The following is a 19,782-nucleotide window of genomic DNA, read 5'->3' on the forward strand; positions in this document are numbered from 1 at the left end:
CAAATTTTTTTGGGCTATCAATTTTGTTTTCTTTACAAGAAACTAAGTTCATTAAAATGAATATAAAAAGAATTTTTTTCATAGATTTTTTATTTACGCAATTTTGGTCAACTGACTGCTAACTCTTTTATATGCGAATAAATTTAGCCTGTTTTATTCTATATTGGTATGTTATGCGCATGTTTTGGTTTGTGTTGTTGCGTTTTATTGCTATACAAAAATAAAATTATTTCTTACATCTCGAAGGGATTGATGTTTTTTTTGTAATGAATTGACTGATTCATGTATTTGTTTCGGTTGTTCTACTGTTGTTTTGACTTAATGGTTTTCTGTATCCAACTTAATCAGGCTTAATAATTTTGAATTCTGAGGATTTTATTGTGTTAAATCATTGTTACATCTGTTTATAAATTTATCCTGGTATTTACAAAAGTTTCTTTTTAATACTGCCCTAGCCCTGATGGAAACGGCATCCTTTTGTGCCGGGGTTCGGCACAAAAGATATAGTGTACAGCAGGAAACAGCTTCTAATGCAAAAACTGAAAATTTTAAAAACCAAAAAAGCTGCTCCGGGGCAAGGTAGAGCAGCTTTTTACAACTAAATAATTGGTATTACTTAATTGCTTGTGTTCCGGTATGTGTTGGTGTTACTTGTTTGATTGTTCCGTCTGGATTGAATTCTAGTTTGTCTATGCAGACTTCACGGTGAAAACCTCCTGCTCTTCCCATTTTTATTCCGGTTGGGTAGGAGAATCTGTGATAAGTAATGTACCATTCGTCTTTGTTTTGGATTTGTAAAACCGAATTATGTCCTGTTGCATAGATTCCCTGATCTGGGATTCCCTGAATTACGATGTTGTTTTCGGGAATTTCAATGGGTCCCAAAGGCGATTTTGAAGTTCCGTAGCGCACTTTGTAGTTCGGGCTTCTGGTGTCGTCTTCGCTCCACATGAAATAATAGGTTCCTTTTCTGTAAATCACATACGTTCCTTCACGGAAAGTCTTGTCAACTTTTATCAATTTTACATCTCCTTTGAAAGAAATCATATCGTCATTCAGTTCGGCTACAGCCATGTATCCGTTGCCCCAGTACAAATAGCTTTTGCCTGTTTTTGGATCTGTAAAAACATCCGGATCGATTTCCTGACCGCCTTTTGCTCCTTCGGGTTTGGTGGCTACCAATGCTTTTCCGCTGTCTTTGAACGGCCCTGTTGGATTATCAGAAACGGCAACACCTATTTTTTGCGCTGCGGTGAAATAATAAAAATACTTGTATTTTCCTTTTACCTTTTTCTCTACGATACATGGCGCCCAGGCATTTCTGTTCGCCCAGCTCACGTCTTTTGGAAGATCTAAAATTACGCCTTCGTCTTTCCAGTCCACTAAATTATCTGAAGAGAAAGTCTTAAAATAATTCCCCGACCAGTCGTTAAAACCATCGCTGGTTGGGTAGATGTAATATTTTTTGGTTTTGTTTGAATATAAAATATCGGGATCGGCATAATAGCCTTCTAAAACCGGGTTGTTATTGATTTTTGGAAAATTGGCAGGAGTCCCCCATTTTGCAAGTAGTCTTTTTAATTCGGTACGGGTTATTGGCAAAATAGTTCCATGGCGCGGTTTGAAATCCATTGAAATTTCATCGTCAATTGCTTTGAAATTCTCTAAATCGGTACTTTTTGTAAACTGATATCTTCCCTTTTTGTACACATCATACATTAAAATATACTCATCCGAATTGTTTAGTTTGAAAACGCTTGACCCTTCTACAGATTCTTTGGTTTGCTGGAGGTAATTGTCGTTTTCTGTCCATTTTCCTGAAGTCAGATCGGTTGTAGTAGCCACTTTGATTCCCGGATTTTCGGTTTCGGTTTTGTAAAAAAGATGATAAACACCGTCTTTTTCAATAATATCGCCATCGATACAGGCTTTTTCAGATTTTGGAACGAATAATAATTTTGGTTCGCTTTCGAGAGCCGTAAAATCCTTATTTGCATAGGCGTAATAAATTTTGTCTGCATCTTTATTATGCTGCATACTGAAGTAAATCAAATATTTACCGGCTTTGGAATCATAAATCGTCTGCGGTGCCCAAACACGTTTCAGGTTTTCATTTCCTGCAAAAGCGATCTGAATATTCACAATACTGCTTTTCCAGTTTACCAGATCGGTACTTTTTAGCAAAACCATTGCACGGTTACTGTCCCACCCTTTTGATGACGTCATATCGGTCAAGACCATATAAAATGTTTTACCGTCATCGCCTCGTAAAATATGGGGATCACGCACCCCACCTGTTGAACTGATAATCTTACTGTCTATTACAGGTTTGTTATTATTGAGGTGATAATAATGGTATCCATCAGTACTGACTGCGTAACGAACTGCCTCGTCTTCGACAGCGTTTCCGGTAAAGTAAACAAACAAATAAGCCGTTAAATCCTTGCCGGCTATAACCGGAGGAGTTCCTGTTGCGGGCTGCTGTGCCTGTAGTATATTGAAAAACGCTACTAGTGCTACAAGACAAAAATGTGTTTTTTTCATTATCAATTAGTTTTATTTTAATGCTTTAAATTTTATAGTGATGCAAAATTTAAAAGGTTTCATTTAAAAGTGTTTTCGAAATCATCTTAACACGAATCACTGCGAAAGAATACGGAGGCAGTTCCTTTGAAAAAGCTTCTTTCGTAGCTATTTTTTGAGTTACCGGTCTGGCCGTTGTTTTTTCCGGATTGCCTGACATTAAAGTGTAAGCTGCATTTTCAGCAGTTGAAAAATTTGCAAAATCCATAGAAGGCGTTACGGCAACCGGAAGCAGATTGACCAATTTTACAATCAAATCTCCGGAGTCATTGTCCTGAACTGCAGATACACCAATTCGTTTACTGACTTCATTATTGGTATCAGAAAGTTTTATCGAACTTTGCAAATAAACATCTCCCGGATTTTGTCCGTACAGCTTTTGCACAAAATAATTTACGGTTGGTTTTACTTCACTTCCTGTAAAATAAATCAAGTCTGTATTCCACTGTACATGTTTTTCACGAGCCAATAATGGTGCGTAAGATGCCATAGCTACCACATCCCCATTTCTTTCAACCCCCGTAAGATATAGTGCTTCTGCCAGGGCGTTGTAAAATTTGTTGCCCCACGAAGCGTATTCGCCTAAATATACTTTTGATTTTGAGCGGTCGTAACCGTCATAAAAATCCTGATTATTGATAAACCAGCCCGGACTTTGGTAATAATGTTCATCAACAATGGGCAGTTTCAGATCATTGGCTATTCTCCAGCCTTCGTTATAATCGGTTCCTTCATTGAATGGGCCAACAGTACCAATTACAATAATTTTAGGATATTTTTGCTGAACGGCTTTTACGATCATTCGGTAACGCTCTTCGAAAACATCACTGATAAGATCTTCATTCCCGATTCCGATATATTTTAAGTTGAAAGGTTTTGGATGACCGGCTTCGGCACGTTTTTTACCCCAGACACTGGTTGCGCTTCCGTTTGCATATTCAATTAAATCCAAAATATCCTGCACATATTCGTCCATATCTTCCATCGGAATACCAAATTGCTGTCCGGCACCACCGTCAGAGGAGTTCTGACAGGGAACTCCAGCCGCTAAAACCGGAACCGCCTCTGCTCCCAGATCTTCGCAAAACTGAAAATATTCAAAATAACCTAATCCCATTGACTGATGGTAATTCCAGATGTTTCGTGAAGGAACACGGCTTTCCAAAGATCCAATGGTGTTTTTCCATTTGTAAATATTATGCAATCCGTCTCCGTGCGCTACACAGCCTCCCGGGAAACGGACAAATTTAGGGTGCATCTCTGCAATGGTTTCCGCCAAATCTGAACGAAGACCGTTTTTACGATTTTTAAACGTTTTTTGAGGAAAAAGCGAAATCATATCGATGGAAGTTTCTCCCGTTGTACTGATTTCTAAATGGGCATCGATTACTGTTTTTGATGGTTTTAAAACTGCATTTAATTTTTTCCAAGAAATAGCTGGTTTTAATACGGCTTCCGCCAAAGTTTCTCCATTAGCTCCTTTTAGTTTTACAGTACATTTTTCGCCTTTCGCAAATATGCTAAAATCATATTTCTCATTAGCTTTCAGGGCAATTCCATCAAATCCTGTGTTGCTGATTGCTCCTTTTGTAACCACTGCGTAATTTGGATTATTAGGATGAATTGGATTGTCTTTTGATATTTTAAAATCGCCGCTCCATGCCATCGTAGCATTCCATTTTTCGTCCCTGCCTTTTTTATCGCTTAAGGCATATTCGAAATCACGATTCTGGATCAGTTCGCCATACAAACCGCCATCGGCAGCATAATTGATATCTTCAAAAAACACACCTGTAAGCATGTTACTTATTTTTTTGGACTGCTGGCTATTGATGCTGATTTGCGCCGTAACAGGTTTTAAACCTACAAATAGTAAACTGTCGCTTTTGGGAGAGGTATTGTTTTGTTTGTCTTTAAACTTTACAGATTGCATTGTTTTGGTCAGCAATTCTACCAGACTCCAATCCACTTCTGTAATGGTGCCTTTTTGAATGTCGCCCTGTATTATAACTTCAATTAGTTTAGGGGATGTGCCTGTATATGTTTTTGCTTCAGTATAATTTTCAAAATCTTTGGTCGTATTGTAATATCTTGTATTATTTACAATCCAATGGATATCGTACTGATCTTTTTTTTCACTTACCGTTATACTTTGAATTACCGGTTTATCATCCGTTTTTTTTATCAGATTCTTCATGGCTTGAACATAACGCTGACTTTTCCAGTTAATCAGGTCTTTGCTGGATGCGTGAGCCAAAACATCGTCTTTCACACTCCAAAAACAGTGAAAAATTCCCACATCATCTTTAAATAAAAAAGCTTCAGACATACTTTTTCCTGTTGGTCCCCAACTTCCATAATCGGATTTTAAGAAAGGATGTTCCGGACCAATAGCAAACCAGTTTTTCTGGTCGGAACTCCATGCAAAATGGAGTCCGTTTTTACCATTATTCTTTACTGTTGAATAAGCAAACAGATATACTTTTTCCGGCTTTTCTACTGTTGGTTTCGAAATAAAACCGGACAATACAAAAAGTAAGATGAAACCCAAAAAATTATGCTTCAAAAATTGCTTCATTATTTTTTGCTTTTTAATTGATAAAGAACAGAACTATGCGGTTTTAAGGTTACGGAAACTTCTTTGGAAGAAACATTCAGTTTTTCACCTGTCCACATGTTTATTCCTCCGGTAAAACCGGCTATTCCAAGATCTGAAAGACTTACTGAAACGTTTTGAGAATCTGTATCCGAAATATTAATTAAAGCCAGGTAAACACTACCATCTTTTGGATTTTTTGAAGTCACGGCAATTTTTCCGTCTTTATGAAAAAGCTGTTTCACATCTGTGCTTTCCTTGTGCATTTTTACCACATCTTTATTCGTTAATAATGATAAAGTGAAAGCATCGTTGCTTGGCAAATCTCCACCAAAGAATAAAGGCGATTTAAAAATATTAAAGAAAGTGATCAGTGTATATTGTTCGTCTTTTGTTAAACGTGTCATTCTGTCGTTACCACGTTCTCCACGGATAGAAATACGTCCAAGCGGAATCATATCACAATCAGGCCATGTGCCCGGTGCAATGTGCGGATACCATTTTTGAGCCACATCCATAAGGTGTGTAATGTGCGGCCAGGTGTCCCAAACGTCATCAACCATTCTCCACATATTGGCATGTGTTGTTACGTGTGGAGCTGCTGAAATTGGTGTTTCTCCAGGTGAAGTACTCAATACTATTTTACGCCCGCATTTGTCGATAGCGTTTCTGATTAAATTGATTTCGCCTTCGTGATACGGTCTTGATAAGTCATCAATTTTAATGAAGTCTACTCCCCATTGTGCGTACAATTCAAAAATAGAATCATAATATTCCTGAGCTCCCGGTTTATCTGCCAGAATGGTATAATTATCTTTTAACCATTCGCACTGCAAAGCTGTTGTGTAAATTTGATCAGCTGTAACTCCTTTTGCGCCTTTAATCGGCATCTTCTCTTCTACCGCTTTTTTAGGAATTCCACGCATGATATGGATTCCGAATTTCAATCCTTTTTTATGAATATAATCTGCCAAAGGTTTAAATCCCTGATTGTCTTTTGCAGAAGGAAAACGGTTTACAGCAGGCAGATATCGTCCGTATTGGTCAATTACGTAACGTGGATCTTTTTGGTTGTAACCTCCTGCTTTGTCGTTTTCTACAAACCATCTGATATCAACCACTACATATTCCCAACCATATTTTTTTAGCTCTTTTGCCATATAATCGGCATTGGCTTTTACTTCGTGTTCTTCTACTGTGGGACCATAGCAATCCCAGCTGTTCCAACCCATAGGAGGCGTTTGTGCCCATTGCTTGAATTCACCTTCCTTAAAAACTTCTTTTTGAGCATTTGAAAAAAATGGTGTTAAAAAAAATCCTAATCCTAATATTATTATGCTTTTTATTTTCATATCAGTAAAAAAATAAGTGTTAATAGTACACTTCAAATATAATAAACTTTTTGTCATTACAACAATTAACCTGCTTACTTAACAAAAAAGCAGGCAGGTTAATTAAAAAGTTTTAGAAAAAACTTACGAATCTATTTCAGGTTAACTGTGACATTGACCGATTTTAGCCATTGACTTGTAAAAGTGACTTTTATTGGTTCTGATGAATCTCCGTTTGCCTGAACATACGCCGCAATATGACCGTGATACACTCGCTGTACATTATCTGTGTAATCTGTCATGTCGCTGTTGTTTCCGGCTTCCAATCCTAATAAAGTTCCCGGACCACTGATCGTACAGGTTACTTCATTATCAGAAAGCATAACCGGAAGACCATTTTGATCTTTTACCTGAACCATTATTTTAGCAACTCCTTTGTCTTTGCTAATTGTGATATCTTTTTCGGCAATTGTTAACTCAGCAGGTTGTTGAGTAGAATTAATTGCATAACGGCTTACTTCTTTATCATTTTTATCTAACCCTACAGCCTCTAATTTTCCTGAAGCAAAAGGAATATCCCAATACATAATTCCGGTTTTTTCGTCATATAATTTGGTTTCCCCTACTACTTTTCCGTTTAATTCCAAACGAGCTTTTGCAGCATTCGTATAACAAACCACACGGATTTTTTGCCTGGCTTCGTAGTTCCAGATTGCCCAGGCATCTTTAGAAACATCTTTCTCATCTTTCAGTGGATAAGTCCCTAAATATGCCATTGGTTTATCTGACCATAATGACTGACGGAAATACCCTCTTGGCTTAATTATCCCCGCAAAATCTACCAATCCGGAGTAAAATCCTCTTGAAGGCCATCTTCCTGACTCACCTAAATAATCGATTCCTGTCCATAAAAACTGTCCGAAAATATGCTTGTTGTTTTTTACGGCCAGCCATGGTTCCATATCATGCACATTTTCACTTCCAAAAATTACTCTGTTTGGATATTTTTCGTGATCCGACTGGTATTTACTTTCTGTATAATTGTATCCTGTAATATCCAAAGCTCCCGGATATTCGGTTTCATTAGACATCGCAACACCTGCTAAACCTGCCGTTGTCGGACGGGATTTGTCGTATTTTTTTACAGCAGCAACCAAACGTTTGGCAATAGCTCCAAGTCGCATCGCATCAGGCGCGTCTTTTTTATAACCTCCGTAAGCCGCTTGTCCGAATCCATTTTTTCCCTGATCTAAAACCGGGTGAGAATACGGATCGTTTGGATAATCTACCTCGTTACCGATACTCCAGCCAAAAACAGAAAGATGGTTTCTGTCACGACGCACAAAATCTTCCAGATCTTTTTCTGCCCAGTCAGCAAAAATATCAAATGAACCTTCAAATCCGGGAGTTCCGTAATTCCAGCCTTCCAGCCATTTACGTTTTGGGAATTCCCATTCGTCATACGCTTCGTTCAATACCAACAATCCTAATTCGTCGCAAAGCTCATAAAAATCAGGTGCCTGCGGGTTATGACTTGTACGAATTGCGTTTACACCAATTTCTTTCAAAGTTTTCAATCTCGTTTCCCAAACTTCGCGAGGAACAGCTGAACCTAAAACTCCGGCATCGTGATGCAGACATACTCCTTTCATTTTCATCCATTTTCCGTTAAGGGCAAAACCATTATTTGGGTCGAATGTGAAATTTCTGAAACCTGTTTTTGTAACTGTTTCATCGATTTGCTTTCCGTCTTTTAAAACGGTTGTTTTAAGCTTATATAAGTTTGGATTGTCCAAGTCCCATAATTGTGGATTTTTGACATTTAATTTGGTCGAAATTTTTCCGTTCTGATTGGCTGCTACATCCACTTTAGAAGAAGATTTCGCAATCGATTTTCCGTCTTTCGAAATCAATTCATTAATCACCGTAAGAGATGATTTTGATGCAGAACCATTTTCTACCTCAACCTCAACATTCAAAGTTCCGTTACCTTTATTCACTTCCGGATAAGCATAAACTCCCCATTGTGCAATGTGAACCGGATTTGCATATACTACCCAGACATTTCTGTAGATACCCGAACCTGTGTACCATCTTGAATCGGCACTCTGGCTGTGGTCTACACGAACCGAAATGGTGTTCTCTCCTCCGTATTTTACGAATTGTGTCGCATCATAAGCAAAAGAAATATAACCGTTTGGGCGTTTTCCTAAAGAATGTCCGTTGATGAAAACTTCGCTTCGGTTGTAAACGCCTTCAAAATACAAATACACTTTTTCTCCGGCTTTGCTCTGCGGAATATTGATTGATTTTCTATACCACGCAATTCCACCCGGTAAATAACCGGTACAGCTTGCCAGTGTTGGACTCAACTGGCCTTTTACGCTCCAGTCATGAGGTACATTTATTTTTTGCCATTTACTGTCGTCAAAAGCGGTGTTTTTTGCATCCGGAGTTTCCTGAAGATTGAATTTCCAGTTGTCATTAATTTTTTTAGAATCTCCAAACGAAATCTGACTGCTCGCTGACAGACACGAAAAGAGTAATGCGGGTAATAAGATCTTTTTTGTAAACATTTTTTAAAAGGTTCTAAGATGCTAAGAATCTAAGTTTCTAAGCTTCTTTCGTTTATTAATTAGATTTTTGTTTTTTTAATATTGTAATTCTCCAACAAACGTTACTACTGATTTTGCCGGAATTTCCAGATTATCCAATTTCTGTATTGTTCCTCTTTTTAGATTAGAAATTTCAGAAGTTATGTAAGGTGTAAATTCATTGTTTTTTACAGTTCCTTTTGATAAATCGAACCTGTATTGCTGAGCTGATTTTCCGCAGTTTACAGCTACTACAATCAGCTTTTTGTTCTGAACGTCTTTGTAAGCTGTCAGCATCACATCATTTGCGGCATCCAGTTCAGTTTGATTCGGAACATCAATTCTAAGCATTCCCGGGCGTACAAAAAGTGAATAATTCCCTAAAGCCCAAAGCAGTTTGGAATCGTGAAATTCTCCATCGTTTCGAACATAATCCGGTGCTGTTCCTCCGTTGCTTTTTCCGTCGTCCAGATAGATTAAACCATCTTTGTAATCTACACGGGTAATGGATGTCCACCACTGCCATGAAGCTGCATTTGCAACAGCGATATCATTATGAATTAATCTCGCTACGAACAAAGCCGTCTGCATACCTAAATCTCTTCCTCCGCCTGAACCTCCCGGAATTTCAGCTTCTCCCGGATTTTCTAAAATGCAGTACTCAGACTGCCAATATTTTAATCCCGGTTTCTGTTTTACTTCTGCAGCAATTAATTTTCGGCTTAAAACTTGTTTTTCAATTGGCCAGGTGGTAAAATAACTGTGTCCGAGAATCACATTTTTTACATTTGAAAATTTCGAAATATTCGTTTTTGTATTTCCGAAGAAATAATCAATCTGATTATCACGATTTTCTGCATTTACATTTTCATATAAATAATTGATTTGTGCAGCTTCGGCAATTACAATTTCTGTACTCATTTTGTTTGTTTTGAGTTTTTCAGAAAGTGCTTTAGTCACCTCATATATTTCCTGATTGGTTGCCGGAGTACCTTCCTGACTGTTTTTGTCTCCATTGTTAGCCATCCATTCCCATTGCGGTTCGTTTAACGGACTGACATAATCGAATTTTATACCTTCATTTTTCTCCAGTCCCTGAATACTTTGAACTAAAAAATCGGCAAATTTTGGAATTGCACCATCTTTTAGATTCAGTTTATTTTTTCGGGAAGAAAAAGATAATCCGTTATGTGTCATGTGAACCGGCGGACTGTTGGTGAATATCAGAAATTTTTCGACTCCTCTTTTTTTCGCAGCCTGCAAAAACCATCTCTGACCTTCCTGTTTAGAAAAATTGTAGGTTCCATCAGCATTTAGGAAACATTCGCTTCTTCTCCATTCGTCAGAAACTTTACTGTTTTCTCCTTGTTCTGTGCTTCCGGCACCTAAATTAAATCTCCAGATTGAAAGTCCTATTCCTTTTGGATTTCCCTGATTATCAATTTCTTTACTAAAAAGTAAATCAGCAATAGCATTCTTTTTTTGTTCCGGCCAGTTTTTACCCACGAATTGCGTTCTCCATGCATCCGATCCTCCAAAACCGTCCATCGTCTGGACTACATTATCTGTGCTGATAGTGATGGTTCGCTGTCCATAAGACAGCGAACTCATTACTACTAAAAGCGAGATATATATTTTTCTCATTTATTCTTTGTTTTCTAATTGACGTTATCGTCTAGTTTGTCATTCCGAGGAACGAGAAATCTCACTAGAAATTCCGCAAAGTATGTCGCCAATCTTTGTCGATTAACGAGTGTGATTTCTCCTTACGTCGAAATGACAGTATCGTGGTTAAAGCCTTTGAAACGTTATCTCTTTGTATCACTATTTATAAGTTCCCACATAAGTCACTACTGATCTTGCAGGAATTTCTAAATTCGTAGCATCAACAGCTGTTCCTTTTTTCAAACTCAACGTTTCAGAAGTGGTGTAAGGTGTTAATTTACCATCAGTTAAAGCACCTCCGGTAAGATTAAATTTGTATGTTTTTGCTGCTTTGCTAATGTTAACGGCAACAATTACCAGTTTTTTGGATGCAACATCTTTATAAGCCGTCACCATCACATCGTTTACTGCTTTTGCGCTATCAATACTTGGAATCTGAACTCTTACCATTCCCGGTTTTACGAAGAAAGAGAAGTTTCCTAAAGCCCAAAGTGTTTTCGAATCCCTGATAAATCCGTCGTTTTTACAATAGTTGGCATCACCGGCACCATTACTTGAACCGTTGTCCACGTGAATCAATCCGTCTTTGTAATCACCACGGCTAATCGCTGTCCACCATTGCCATGAGGTTACACCTCCAACCGCAATATCGGTACTGATGATACGGGCTGTCCAAAGAGCCAAAGAAATTCCTAAATCTCTTCCCGGGCCTGCACCACCCGGAAGTTCTGCTGTTCCAGGGCTTTCTAAAACGCAATATTCTGTAGACCAAAGGCTCAAACCTCCAATAGATTGTGCTCTTGTAGCTGCCAATTCCCTTGAATTTACAAGTTCTCTTAAAGGCCATGCCTGCCAGTAACTGTGCGCCGAAATGGTTTTCTTAACGTTGCTTAAACCGGCAATGTTTTTAGATGAATTAGATGCAAAGAAATAATCGATCTGGTTCGATCTGTTTTCTTTTCCGGTGATAGTTTTATACAAAGGCTCAAAAGATCCTCCTTCTCCCACTACAATCTGAGAGCTCAATCCTTTTGATTGTAATTTTGGAGAAAGCACATTTACAAAACTGTGAATATTTCCATTCGTAGCCGGAGAACCTTCCTGACCAGAACCGTCCCATTCGTATTGCGGTTCATTAAACGGACTTATATAATCGATAGTCAATCCGTGTACTGATTTTAATTTATCTAAAGAGTTTACCCAGAAATCAGCCAGATCCGGCATTTTTCCTTCTTTCAGATTGTAATACTCTTTGATACTTGCATGCGCTTTTCCGTTTTGAGTTAAATAAACCGGAGCACTGTTTGAAAATGCTAATAATTTATCTACTCCACGTTCTCTTGCTGCTTTCATAAACCAAACCTGACCGGCTTGTTTATTCATATCATAAGTAACTCCGTCTGTTGTAAAACATTCCGTACGTCTCCATTCGTCAGTAATATCGCTGGCGTCACCCTGTTCTGCACTTCCTGCACCCAGGTTAAAACGCCACAATGACAAACCAATACCTTTTGGATTTCCTTCGGCATCAACATCTTTACTGAAAAGCAAATCTGCCATTTGATTTTTTTTATCCAAAGGCCAGTTTCTTCCAATGAAATTACACTGCCAGGCATCAGAAGCTCCAAAGCTTTCCATCGTCTGAAGGTTTGCATCCAGATTAATTTTTAGTTCTGCAACAGCATTATCAGAATCAGAATTTTCGTTTTTATCTGAATCACAACTTATGAATAAAGAACTTGTGAAAAGCAAGCCTGCACACAGCAGACTTACTTTATTTATATTATTGAATCTCATCTTAATAGTTAGGATTTTGAGTAATTATACCTCCACTTAAATCTCTCTCGATTTGTGGTATTGGCCAAAGCAAATGTTTCGCAGGATCAAAATTAATTCCTTTGTCCTGTGCTTCTCTCGTATTTGTCGTTTCGTAAGGATCAGTAGAGCTTAAGTTGTATTTTACAAAAGTTCCGTTTGGCCCCATCAAAGTTTCAATAACACGTTTTCCTGTTGTTGGATCTTTTTCACGACGGATATCGAATAAACGTAATCCTTCAAAAGCTAATTCCAGACGACGCTCTTTGTAAATATGATTTAAAAGCGTTGGTCCTGAGATCCCTGTTTTTGGTTCTAAATCTACACGATCCCTGATAATATTGATGTCAGCCAAAGCATCTCCGCCTGTATGGTAATTGGCTTCGGCTCTTGTCAGATACATTTCTGCCAGACGAATCAACGGAACATTTAATGGTAAATGACCATCTTTTTTATCCAATGTACGGCGTGTTGCTACAGGAATATAATATTTACGGCAGATACGGCCTGATTTATTGTCGTTTAAACTGAATTTATGAGTCGGATTCAAAACCTCATCACCATAAGCGGCCTCTCCCCATTTGGTGATAGTGCTTCTGCGGCGGATTTCATCATTTTCAGAAAGATAAGCATTCTCTAAATCACTGGTTGGCATACACCATCCCCATCCGTCAATAACATCTTTGGCATCATTGCTTGGGAAGTTTTTCTTGTCTTCACCTCTCGCTCCTGACAAAGTTGGCAGCATAGAACCTAAAGCTTCGTTTTGTACAGAAGATGACTGAGCTTCCAAAATAGATTCTTTACCGTTATGATTGTTTACATTCCAGATGTTCAGGAAATTTTCTTCCAGTGTATATGGTCCTTCAGTGATTACTTTGTTAGAATATGTTTTTGCTTCAGCCCATTTTTCCTGGAATAAAGAAACACGGGCCAATAAAGCATAAGCAGCCCATTTGTTGATTCTGCCGTTTCTCGCTACTGGAATCCCTTCGAGTTTTGCTGCAGATTCTTTTAAATCGGCTTCTATTTGTGCATAAACTGCTGTTGCCGGACTACGCTCTAGTTTTAAATCGGCTGTTCCCAAAGATTTTGTATACAAAGGGACAGCTCCAAAAAGATTGACCAATTCATAATAGCAATACGCACGAACAAACAGAGATTCTCCCATATATTGGTTTTTCTGAGCATCCGTAATTGGCGAATTTACCATCTTTTCAAGTCCAATATTTGCCGACTGGATCGTATAATAATGTGCTGTGTAAATACTATTCATATCCCCCATATTATCAGGAGTAACGATGTATTGTGAACAAGGTCTGTGAGCAGAATTATCCTGACCCGTATTCCCCATCCAGGCATCATCAGTGGCCATTTCGTTTGTAATTCTTGGAGCAAGCAATGTGTACCAGTCTTTAGAAAGCAATAATCGCTGCGTCAATTCATTGGTATAGTTTTCACATTCCTGCGCTGTCTGAAAGTAGTTGTCCAGCGTCTGCGTTCCTCTTTGTTCTTTTTCAATAAAATCCTCGCAAGAAACTGCAAACATTGAAAAAGCCAGTATAGATAAAATTATTTTTTTCATGTCTTTCTATTATTAAAATGCTACATTAAGACCCATCAAAATTGTTGGCTGAACCGGATAATTCCATCCTCCAAAACCTGATCCTTTAACTCTGTCATCTTTATTAGGGTCTCCTCCTGCCACTTCAGGATCAACACCTGTATATTTTGTCCATGTCCATATATTTTGACCTGACAAAGACAATCTCAATTTATCTAACCCGAATTTATTATAGAATGAAAATCCTACCTGAAGGTTTTTAAGACGTACAAAAGAACCGTCTTCCACATAAAAAGAAGAGAATTTAGTAAAGTTTTCGTTATTGTCGTCTTTAGACAAACGAGGAACATAATTAGAAGTTCCTTCTCCGTGCCATGCCATCAGCTCTAATCCACTTACTTTGTTTGTTAAACTTGCACCATTGTATAAATCTGAAATATTCTGGTTTACGATATCATTTCCGATACTTGAATAGAAATTAGCCACCAGATCAAACTGTTTATAAGCGAAATTTAAATTTAAACCCACATTATAATCAGCCCACGGAGAACCAATTTTTGTTCGGTCTTTATCATCTAATTTTCCGTCTCCGTTTACGTCTTTGAAACGAATATCACCCGCTTTTGCATAAGGCTGCAATTTTGTTCCGTGTTCGTCAGTATGAGCATTAAGCTCGGTCTGATTTTGAAACAAACCATCTGCTACGTATCCGTAAAAATATCCTGGCTCTTCTCCTTTTTCAGTTAAAGTTCTGTTTCCTGCCCCATAAAGTCTTTCTCCTTCAGCTGATAAAGAAAGCATTTCTACATCTACTGTTGTAAAAGTTACATCTACACCGTACGAAAAATCCCCTTTTTTATCTTTATAGGAAAGTAATAAATCAATACCACTTGACTGCATAGCACCTACGTTTGTCCAGATTGTTGAATACCCCGGAAAACCACTGTATGTTGGAAATTGCTTCTTGAATAACATATCATTTGTTTTCTTTTGATAGTATTCTAATGAACCTGAAAGTTTGTTTTTCCATAATCCGAAATCAAGTCCAAAACTGATATCTTCAACCGTTTCCCATTTGATATCTTTATTTGCCATGGTTGACGGATAAGAAGTATCTACCATTTCACCTCCAATTACGTAGTAACCTTGTCCAATATTAGATTGATAAACTGAATCCGGCAATCCCTGATTACCTACTTTACCCCAACCAGCTCTTAATCTAAGATCATTTATAACATCTTTGCTGCTCTCCATAAAGCCTTCATTAGAAATTCTCCATGAAGCAGAAGCAGAAGGGAAATTCGCCCATTTATTATTTGACATAAATTTAGAAGAACCGTCACGTCTAAAAGTTCCTGTAAGATAATATTTGTTGTCGTAGTTGTAAGAAAGACGAGAGATGTATGACATTATAGAACTTGACCAGCTATTTCCTCCGCTATCACGATTTTTAGTAGCTGCATTTACCTCTCTCATCGATTCTGAATTATTAGGTACACCTTCTCCATAGCCCCATGTATCATTACCGTTATATTCTTCCATAGTACTACCAATCATCAACGAAGCATTGTGTTTCTCTGCAAATGTTCTTGAATAAGTTGCAGTAGTTTGCCATGTCCAGTCATGATTTGTAGTCGCTTTTCGCTCAACACTGTTAATTTCTGCCTTTTCATGAGCAGCGTCAATAACAAAATCTGGTCTGAAAATACTTTGTACTTTATTTCCCACTTCAATGGAAGCCTGAGTACGAATCACAAGTCCTTTGATAGGCGTGTATTGCAAGTATCCGTTGGTATTTAAATTATACTGGTCTGTATAATCGTCATATCTTTTTACAGCGGCAACAGGATTCCAAACGTATGAAGGAGAACGTGCATAAATGCTGTATTCATTTTCTGTTCCGTTTAACTGATCTGCCGGCTTGTAAATTGGTGTAATAGGATCAATTTTAACAAAATCAGCCCAATTTGAAGGACCTCCCCAGCTTTCATAACGAGGGTTTAAAGTGATTCCTGCAGAGAATTTATCTGAGAATTTAAAATCATTATTGATTCTCATGGTGATTCTTTCCCATCCTCCTATTTCATACATTGATTCTGAATCGTAATAGTTTAAACTCACAGCATAAGTATGTTTTTCTGAACCTCCCATAACACCTAAAGAAGCATTTGTTACAGGAGACGCTTTTCTTATTCCGGCACCCCACCAGTCTGTAGTTTTTCCTCTGTACTGAGAAGCATTTGGCAAATAATCTGAATAACCAGAATTATTATAAGCAGTATTCAAAATATTTGCATACCCTTCTGCATCTGCCATATCATACGGATTCTCCATCATCTGCATACCTGAACTCAGATCAAAAGTAAATCTTGTTTTTCCCACTTTTCCTTTTTTAGTTGTAATAAGAATAACTCCGTTAGACGCTCTCGAACCGTAGATTGCACTTGCCGAAGCATCTTTTAGAACCTCCATAGACTCAATTTCGTTATTACTTAAAAAATTGATACTCGTCCCCATCGGAATACCGTCGACCACATAAAGCGGATCTGTACTAAGGTTTATCGTAGAAATACCACGAATCAAAACTCTTGGCTGTGCGCCCGGACCACCCTGTCCTGTAACCTGAACCCCGGAAACTTTTCCTTGTAAAGATTCTGTGACGTTACCCACAGTCATCGTCTGAAGCTCTTTTCCTTTTACAGAAGAAATAGAACTCGTTACATCGCTCTTTTTAACGGCAGCATAACCAACCACCACAATTTCATCCAAAACCTGGCTGGATTCTTCCAAAATCACATCAATGGTTGTTCTGTCTCCTGCGTCTACCAGTTTCGTTGTAAAACCGATGAAAGAAAATTCAATCTGAGTATTTTTATTCGGAACAGAAATCGAAAAATTTCCATCAAAATCAGTTGCTGTTGAATTAGAAGTTCCTTTAGCAATTACATTAACACCCGGAATCGGCACATTGGCTTTATCCTTTACAGTTCCTTTGATTGTTATTTGCGCAAATGATGCTGTACTGCATAATAAGGCAATAAAAAACCATATATATTTAAATTTCATATTTAGCTGTTTTATTTATTAATGTTATAACAAAACTATTTTTTTGTTATGAATACCCTTTCTAACTCGGTATCAAGAACTACTTTGTAAACTCCTGGAGCTGCAGGATATTTAGCATTTCCGTTTTCACCAGGTGACATGGTTGCAATACCATTTTTGATCAGCCTCCATGATGGATCCCACCACTGCCCTGTGAAAGTTGCTTCCATAGTTCCTGTCAATGTATATTCGCCTACTAACTGATAAGGGTTGTTTGGGTTATTGGCCAAATGCAGGCCGGTTTGAGTCCAGGCTGTCCAGGTGTCCCAGTTGGCTCCCTGAATTCCTCCTCCGCAAACACTTACGAAAGGTCTTCTTTGGGCTGCGTCATCATGCCATAAACCGTTTGCAACATCTGCCCATACTTTACTTGTAGGAGTATATTTTTCTACAGTATATTTTAATGTATTTGGATTTACCTTGATTTTGTAATATCCTTTTGTCGGTAAAATAATCGGAGAGGAAGCCACATCGTCTGCCAATTCCCCTGATGCATTTAATCCGAAACAGTGTGGGGAAAAGTCAGATTCCTGACCTAAGAAAAACACTTCTTTATTGTCTTTATCGGCATAATATTTAAATTCGAAATCCTGTCCGGTTTTATTGTGAAAATACATCGGAACACCAACAGCATCTGTCGTAAGATTTGTTCCTTTTGGCTGATCCACCAAATAGATTGCCGGATATTCATTCGTAGCTACAATATTGATATTTAAAGTTCCAGTATTCGGAATCGCAAATTTATCTTTAGCTGTAATAGTCAAAACGTAATCCGCGGCAGTTACCGGCAAAGTATACGTTTTATTGAAAGTATAAGTCTGAGGCGAACCAGACAGCTGAATCGTTTCATTAATTCCTAAAGCCTCACACTTTACCTGAACATAATCGATTCCGGAATCATCGTTTACCACAAAATTTACCGGCATCTGATTGCTTGTCGATAGTAAAATAACCGCTCCTTCTTTTGGAGTAACCATGCTTATTGCAGGAGCAGCAAATTCTCCATCTAAACGCAGGTTGATTTCTTCATTAACAGTATTTCCGGAAACATCTGTAATGATAAGTTTTATTTTGAAAGTCTCTGAGGCTCCTCTGTCTGCAGGTACTTCGAAAAAATAACTTAAATCGTAAGTTTCCAACAACGGATTTGTTGCAAACGTAATCACTTTATCAAGGGATAATTCAGGAATCTGAATTTCAACACTCTTTAATCCCAAATCATCTGCCAGAGCGGCTTTGATTTCAAATTTTCTGGTCGGTGCACCATAAATTTCTTTTGTAGCAACAACTACTGTGGGATTGTCAGAACTCGGAAAACCCGATTCGTTATTTTGGCATCCCGTAAACAGGACAGCAAAAAGGGCAAGAAAAAATAAAAATACATTTTTTTTCATTTCTTTGATTTTAAAGTTAGGTTAGTTAGTTTTTTTTATTTCTAATAATGATTGTATTCTATGTAGGTTGTCTTATCACTATTTTTTGAGGCATACAGAATAAAAGAGTTTTTAAAAGGTTGTTTTCATATACTATCTATGGTATTTAGGATTAATTATTTTTCTTTTTTATATATTCTTTTTGAATTCGTTTTTAATTAAACCCGCAGTTTTTTTAAACTGCGGGCGTGATAAGCAATATGACAAACCAGCTCATACTCTCTGTTTATAAAAAATGCTCAGTTCTTTAAACAGATCAAAAACTTATCGTAAAACAAACACTTATAACATAACGGTAACTTAACTAACAATCATTACCTTATAGATGCAAAGTAATGCGTAGTTTGAAATTTCAATGAGGGGTAAAATGGAAAAAAAAGGAGGTCAAATTTGTAATTAGCCATTATTTTATACATAAAATTATCAACTATAAAAAAATAACTACACATTTTTAAACAATACATAATTAACAATTGAAATAAAAATTCATCTTATAACGGTCTGAATTTTGAAAAACTGACTTCTTTCAGCATGATAACTATTTTTTAATTTTAACAAATGGTTAATTTTAATAAATACTTGTTGCTCCTTCTTTACCTTTTTCTTTTTGAACTACAAGAATAGATTTTAGAATTTCAGGATTTTTAATCACTTCCGATTAAATGATTCGCTGTTCATGTATTTCAAAATTGAAATAAGCATTTGTTTAGCAACTGGGCGTTTATCTAAATCGGTTGTTAAATCAAAAGAGGCAATCATCAGTTTTCCTGAGCCTGTACTTCCTTCAAAAAGTGATGCCAGTTTTCGGTTATTGGCAAAATTGTCTACCATTTCCACAATTGGATTTCCTCCTTCAATTCCGTCTGTAATAAGCGTTGTAGAATTTACATTCAAATCCCACCATTGCCAGTCGGTATTCATAGCTGTTGGAAAATCTTCCAGTGCTTGGTGCGATGGGTTGCAAAGTACTCCCATTGTGCCAGTTTGTTTGTAAAAATGGATTGGACTCCTAAACACCTTCGCCTTTTTCAGAAATCAATATCACCTGAGCGGAGTCGAAAGCTTTTATGCGTAGAGGCTTCGCTCGGCCTGACAA

At 37.6% G+C, this 19,782-nt stretch carries 10 protein-coding genes; all 10 read right to left on the minus strand.

What is annotated here, in order from left to right:
• Positions 1 to 612: 612 nt before the first annotated feature.
• The 10 genes from AAEO57_RS12140 to AAEO57_RS12185 all read right to left on the minus strand — a co-directional run bounded on the left by AAEO57_RS12140 (position 613) and on the right by AAEO57_RS12185 (position 19,661).
• On the minus strand, positions 613 to 2,544 hold the full coding sequence (locus AAEO57_RS12140; protein WP_341692935.1) for a glycoside hydrolase family 43 protein: 1,932 nt from the start codon (positions 2,542 to 2,544) through the stop codon (positions 613 to 615).
• Positions 2,545 to 2,593: 49 nt separating this feature from the next.
• A complete protein-coding gene (locus tag AAEO57_RS12145) occupies positions 2,594 to 5,161 on the minus strand; it encodes an alpha-L-arabinofuranosidase C-terminal domain-containing protein (RefSeq protein WP_341692937.1) in 2,568 nt (855 codons plus the stop codon).
• Positions 5,161 to 6,531: a glycoside hydrolase family 27 protein gene (locus AAEO57_RS12150; RefSeq protein ID WP_341692939.1), complete on the minus strand. Its 1,371-nt coding sequence runs from the start codon at positions 6,529 to 6,531 to the stop codon at positions 5,161 to 5,163. The genes AAEO57_RS12145 and AAEO57_RS12150 overlap by 1 nt, the downstream gene beginning before the upstream one ends.
• 131 nt (positions 6,532 to 6,662) lie before the next feature.
• The gene (locus tag AAEO57_RS12155) at positions 6,663 to 9,086 is read right to left on the minus strand and encodes a glycoside hydrolase family 2 TIM barrel-domain containing protein (protein WP_341692941.1); all 2,424 of its coding nucleotides are present in this window, start codon (positions 9,084 to 9,086) and stop codon (positions 6,663 to 6,665) included.
• A 75-nt stretch (positions 9,087 to 9,161) separates the two neighbouring features.
• Positions 9,162 to 10,748 (minus strand): glycoside hydrolase, encoded by a 1,587-nt coding sequence (locus AAEO57_RS12160; RefSeq protein ID WP_341692943.1) that lies wholly within the window; start codon positions 10,746 to 10,748, stop codon positions 9,162 to 9,164.
• Positions 10,749 to 10,928: 180 nt separating this feature from the next.
• Positions 10,929 to 12,566: a glycoside hydrolase gene (locus AAEO57_RS12165; RefSeq protein WP_341692945.1), complete on the minus strand. Its 1,638-nt coding sequence runs from the start codon at positions 12,564 to 12,566 to the stop codon at positions 10,929 to 10,931.
• Position 12,567: 1 nt separating this feature from the next.
• Entirely contained in the window at positions 12,568 to 14,169 is a 1,602-nt protein-coding gene (locus AAEO57_RS12170) for a RagB/SusD family nutrient uptake outer membrane protein (RefSeq protein WP_341692947.1), read from the minus strand.
• A 12-nt stretch (positions 14,170 to 14,181) separates the two neighbouring features.
• The gene (locus tag AAEO57_RS12175; protein WP_341692949.1) at positions 14,182 to 17,214 is read right to left on the minus strand and encodes a SusC/RagA family TonB-linked outer membrane protein; all 3,033 of its coding nucleotides are present in this window, start codon (positions 17,212 to 17,214) and stop codon (positions 14,182 to 14,184) included.
• 35 nt (positions 17,215 to 17,249) lie between these two features.
• A complete protein-coding gene (locus AAEO57_RS12180) occupies positions 17,250 to 18,647 on the minus strand; it encodes a hypothetical protein (RefSeq protein ID WP_341692951.1) in 1,398 nt (465 codons plus the stop codon).
• A gap of 687 nt (positions 18,648 to 19,334) precedes the next feature.
• On the minus strand, positions 19,335 to 19,661 hold the full coding sequence (locus tag AAEO57_RS12185) for a hypothetical protein (protein WP_341692953.1): 327 nt from the start codon (positions 19,659 to 19,661) through the stop codon (positions 19,335 to 19,337).
• Positions 19,662 to 19,782: the final 121 nt, after the last annotated feature.

The organism is Flavobacterium calami, from assembly GCF_038290035.1.
GTDB lineage: Bacteria > Bacteroidota > Bacteroidia > Flavobacteriales > Flavobacteriaceae > Flavobacterium > Flavobacterium calami.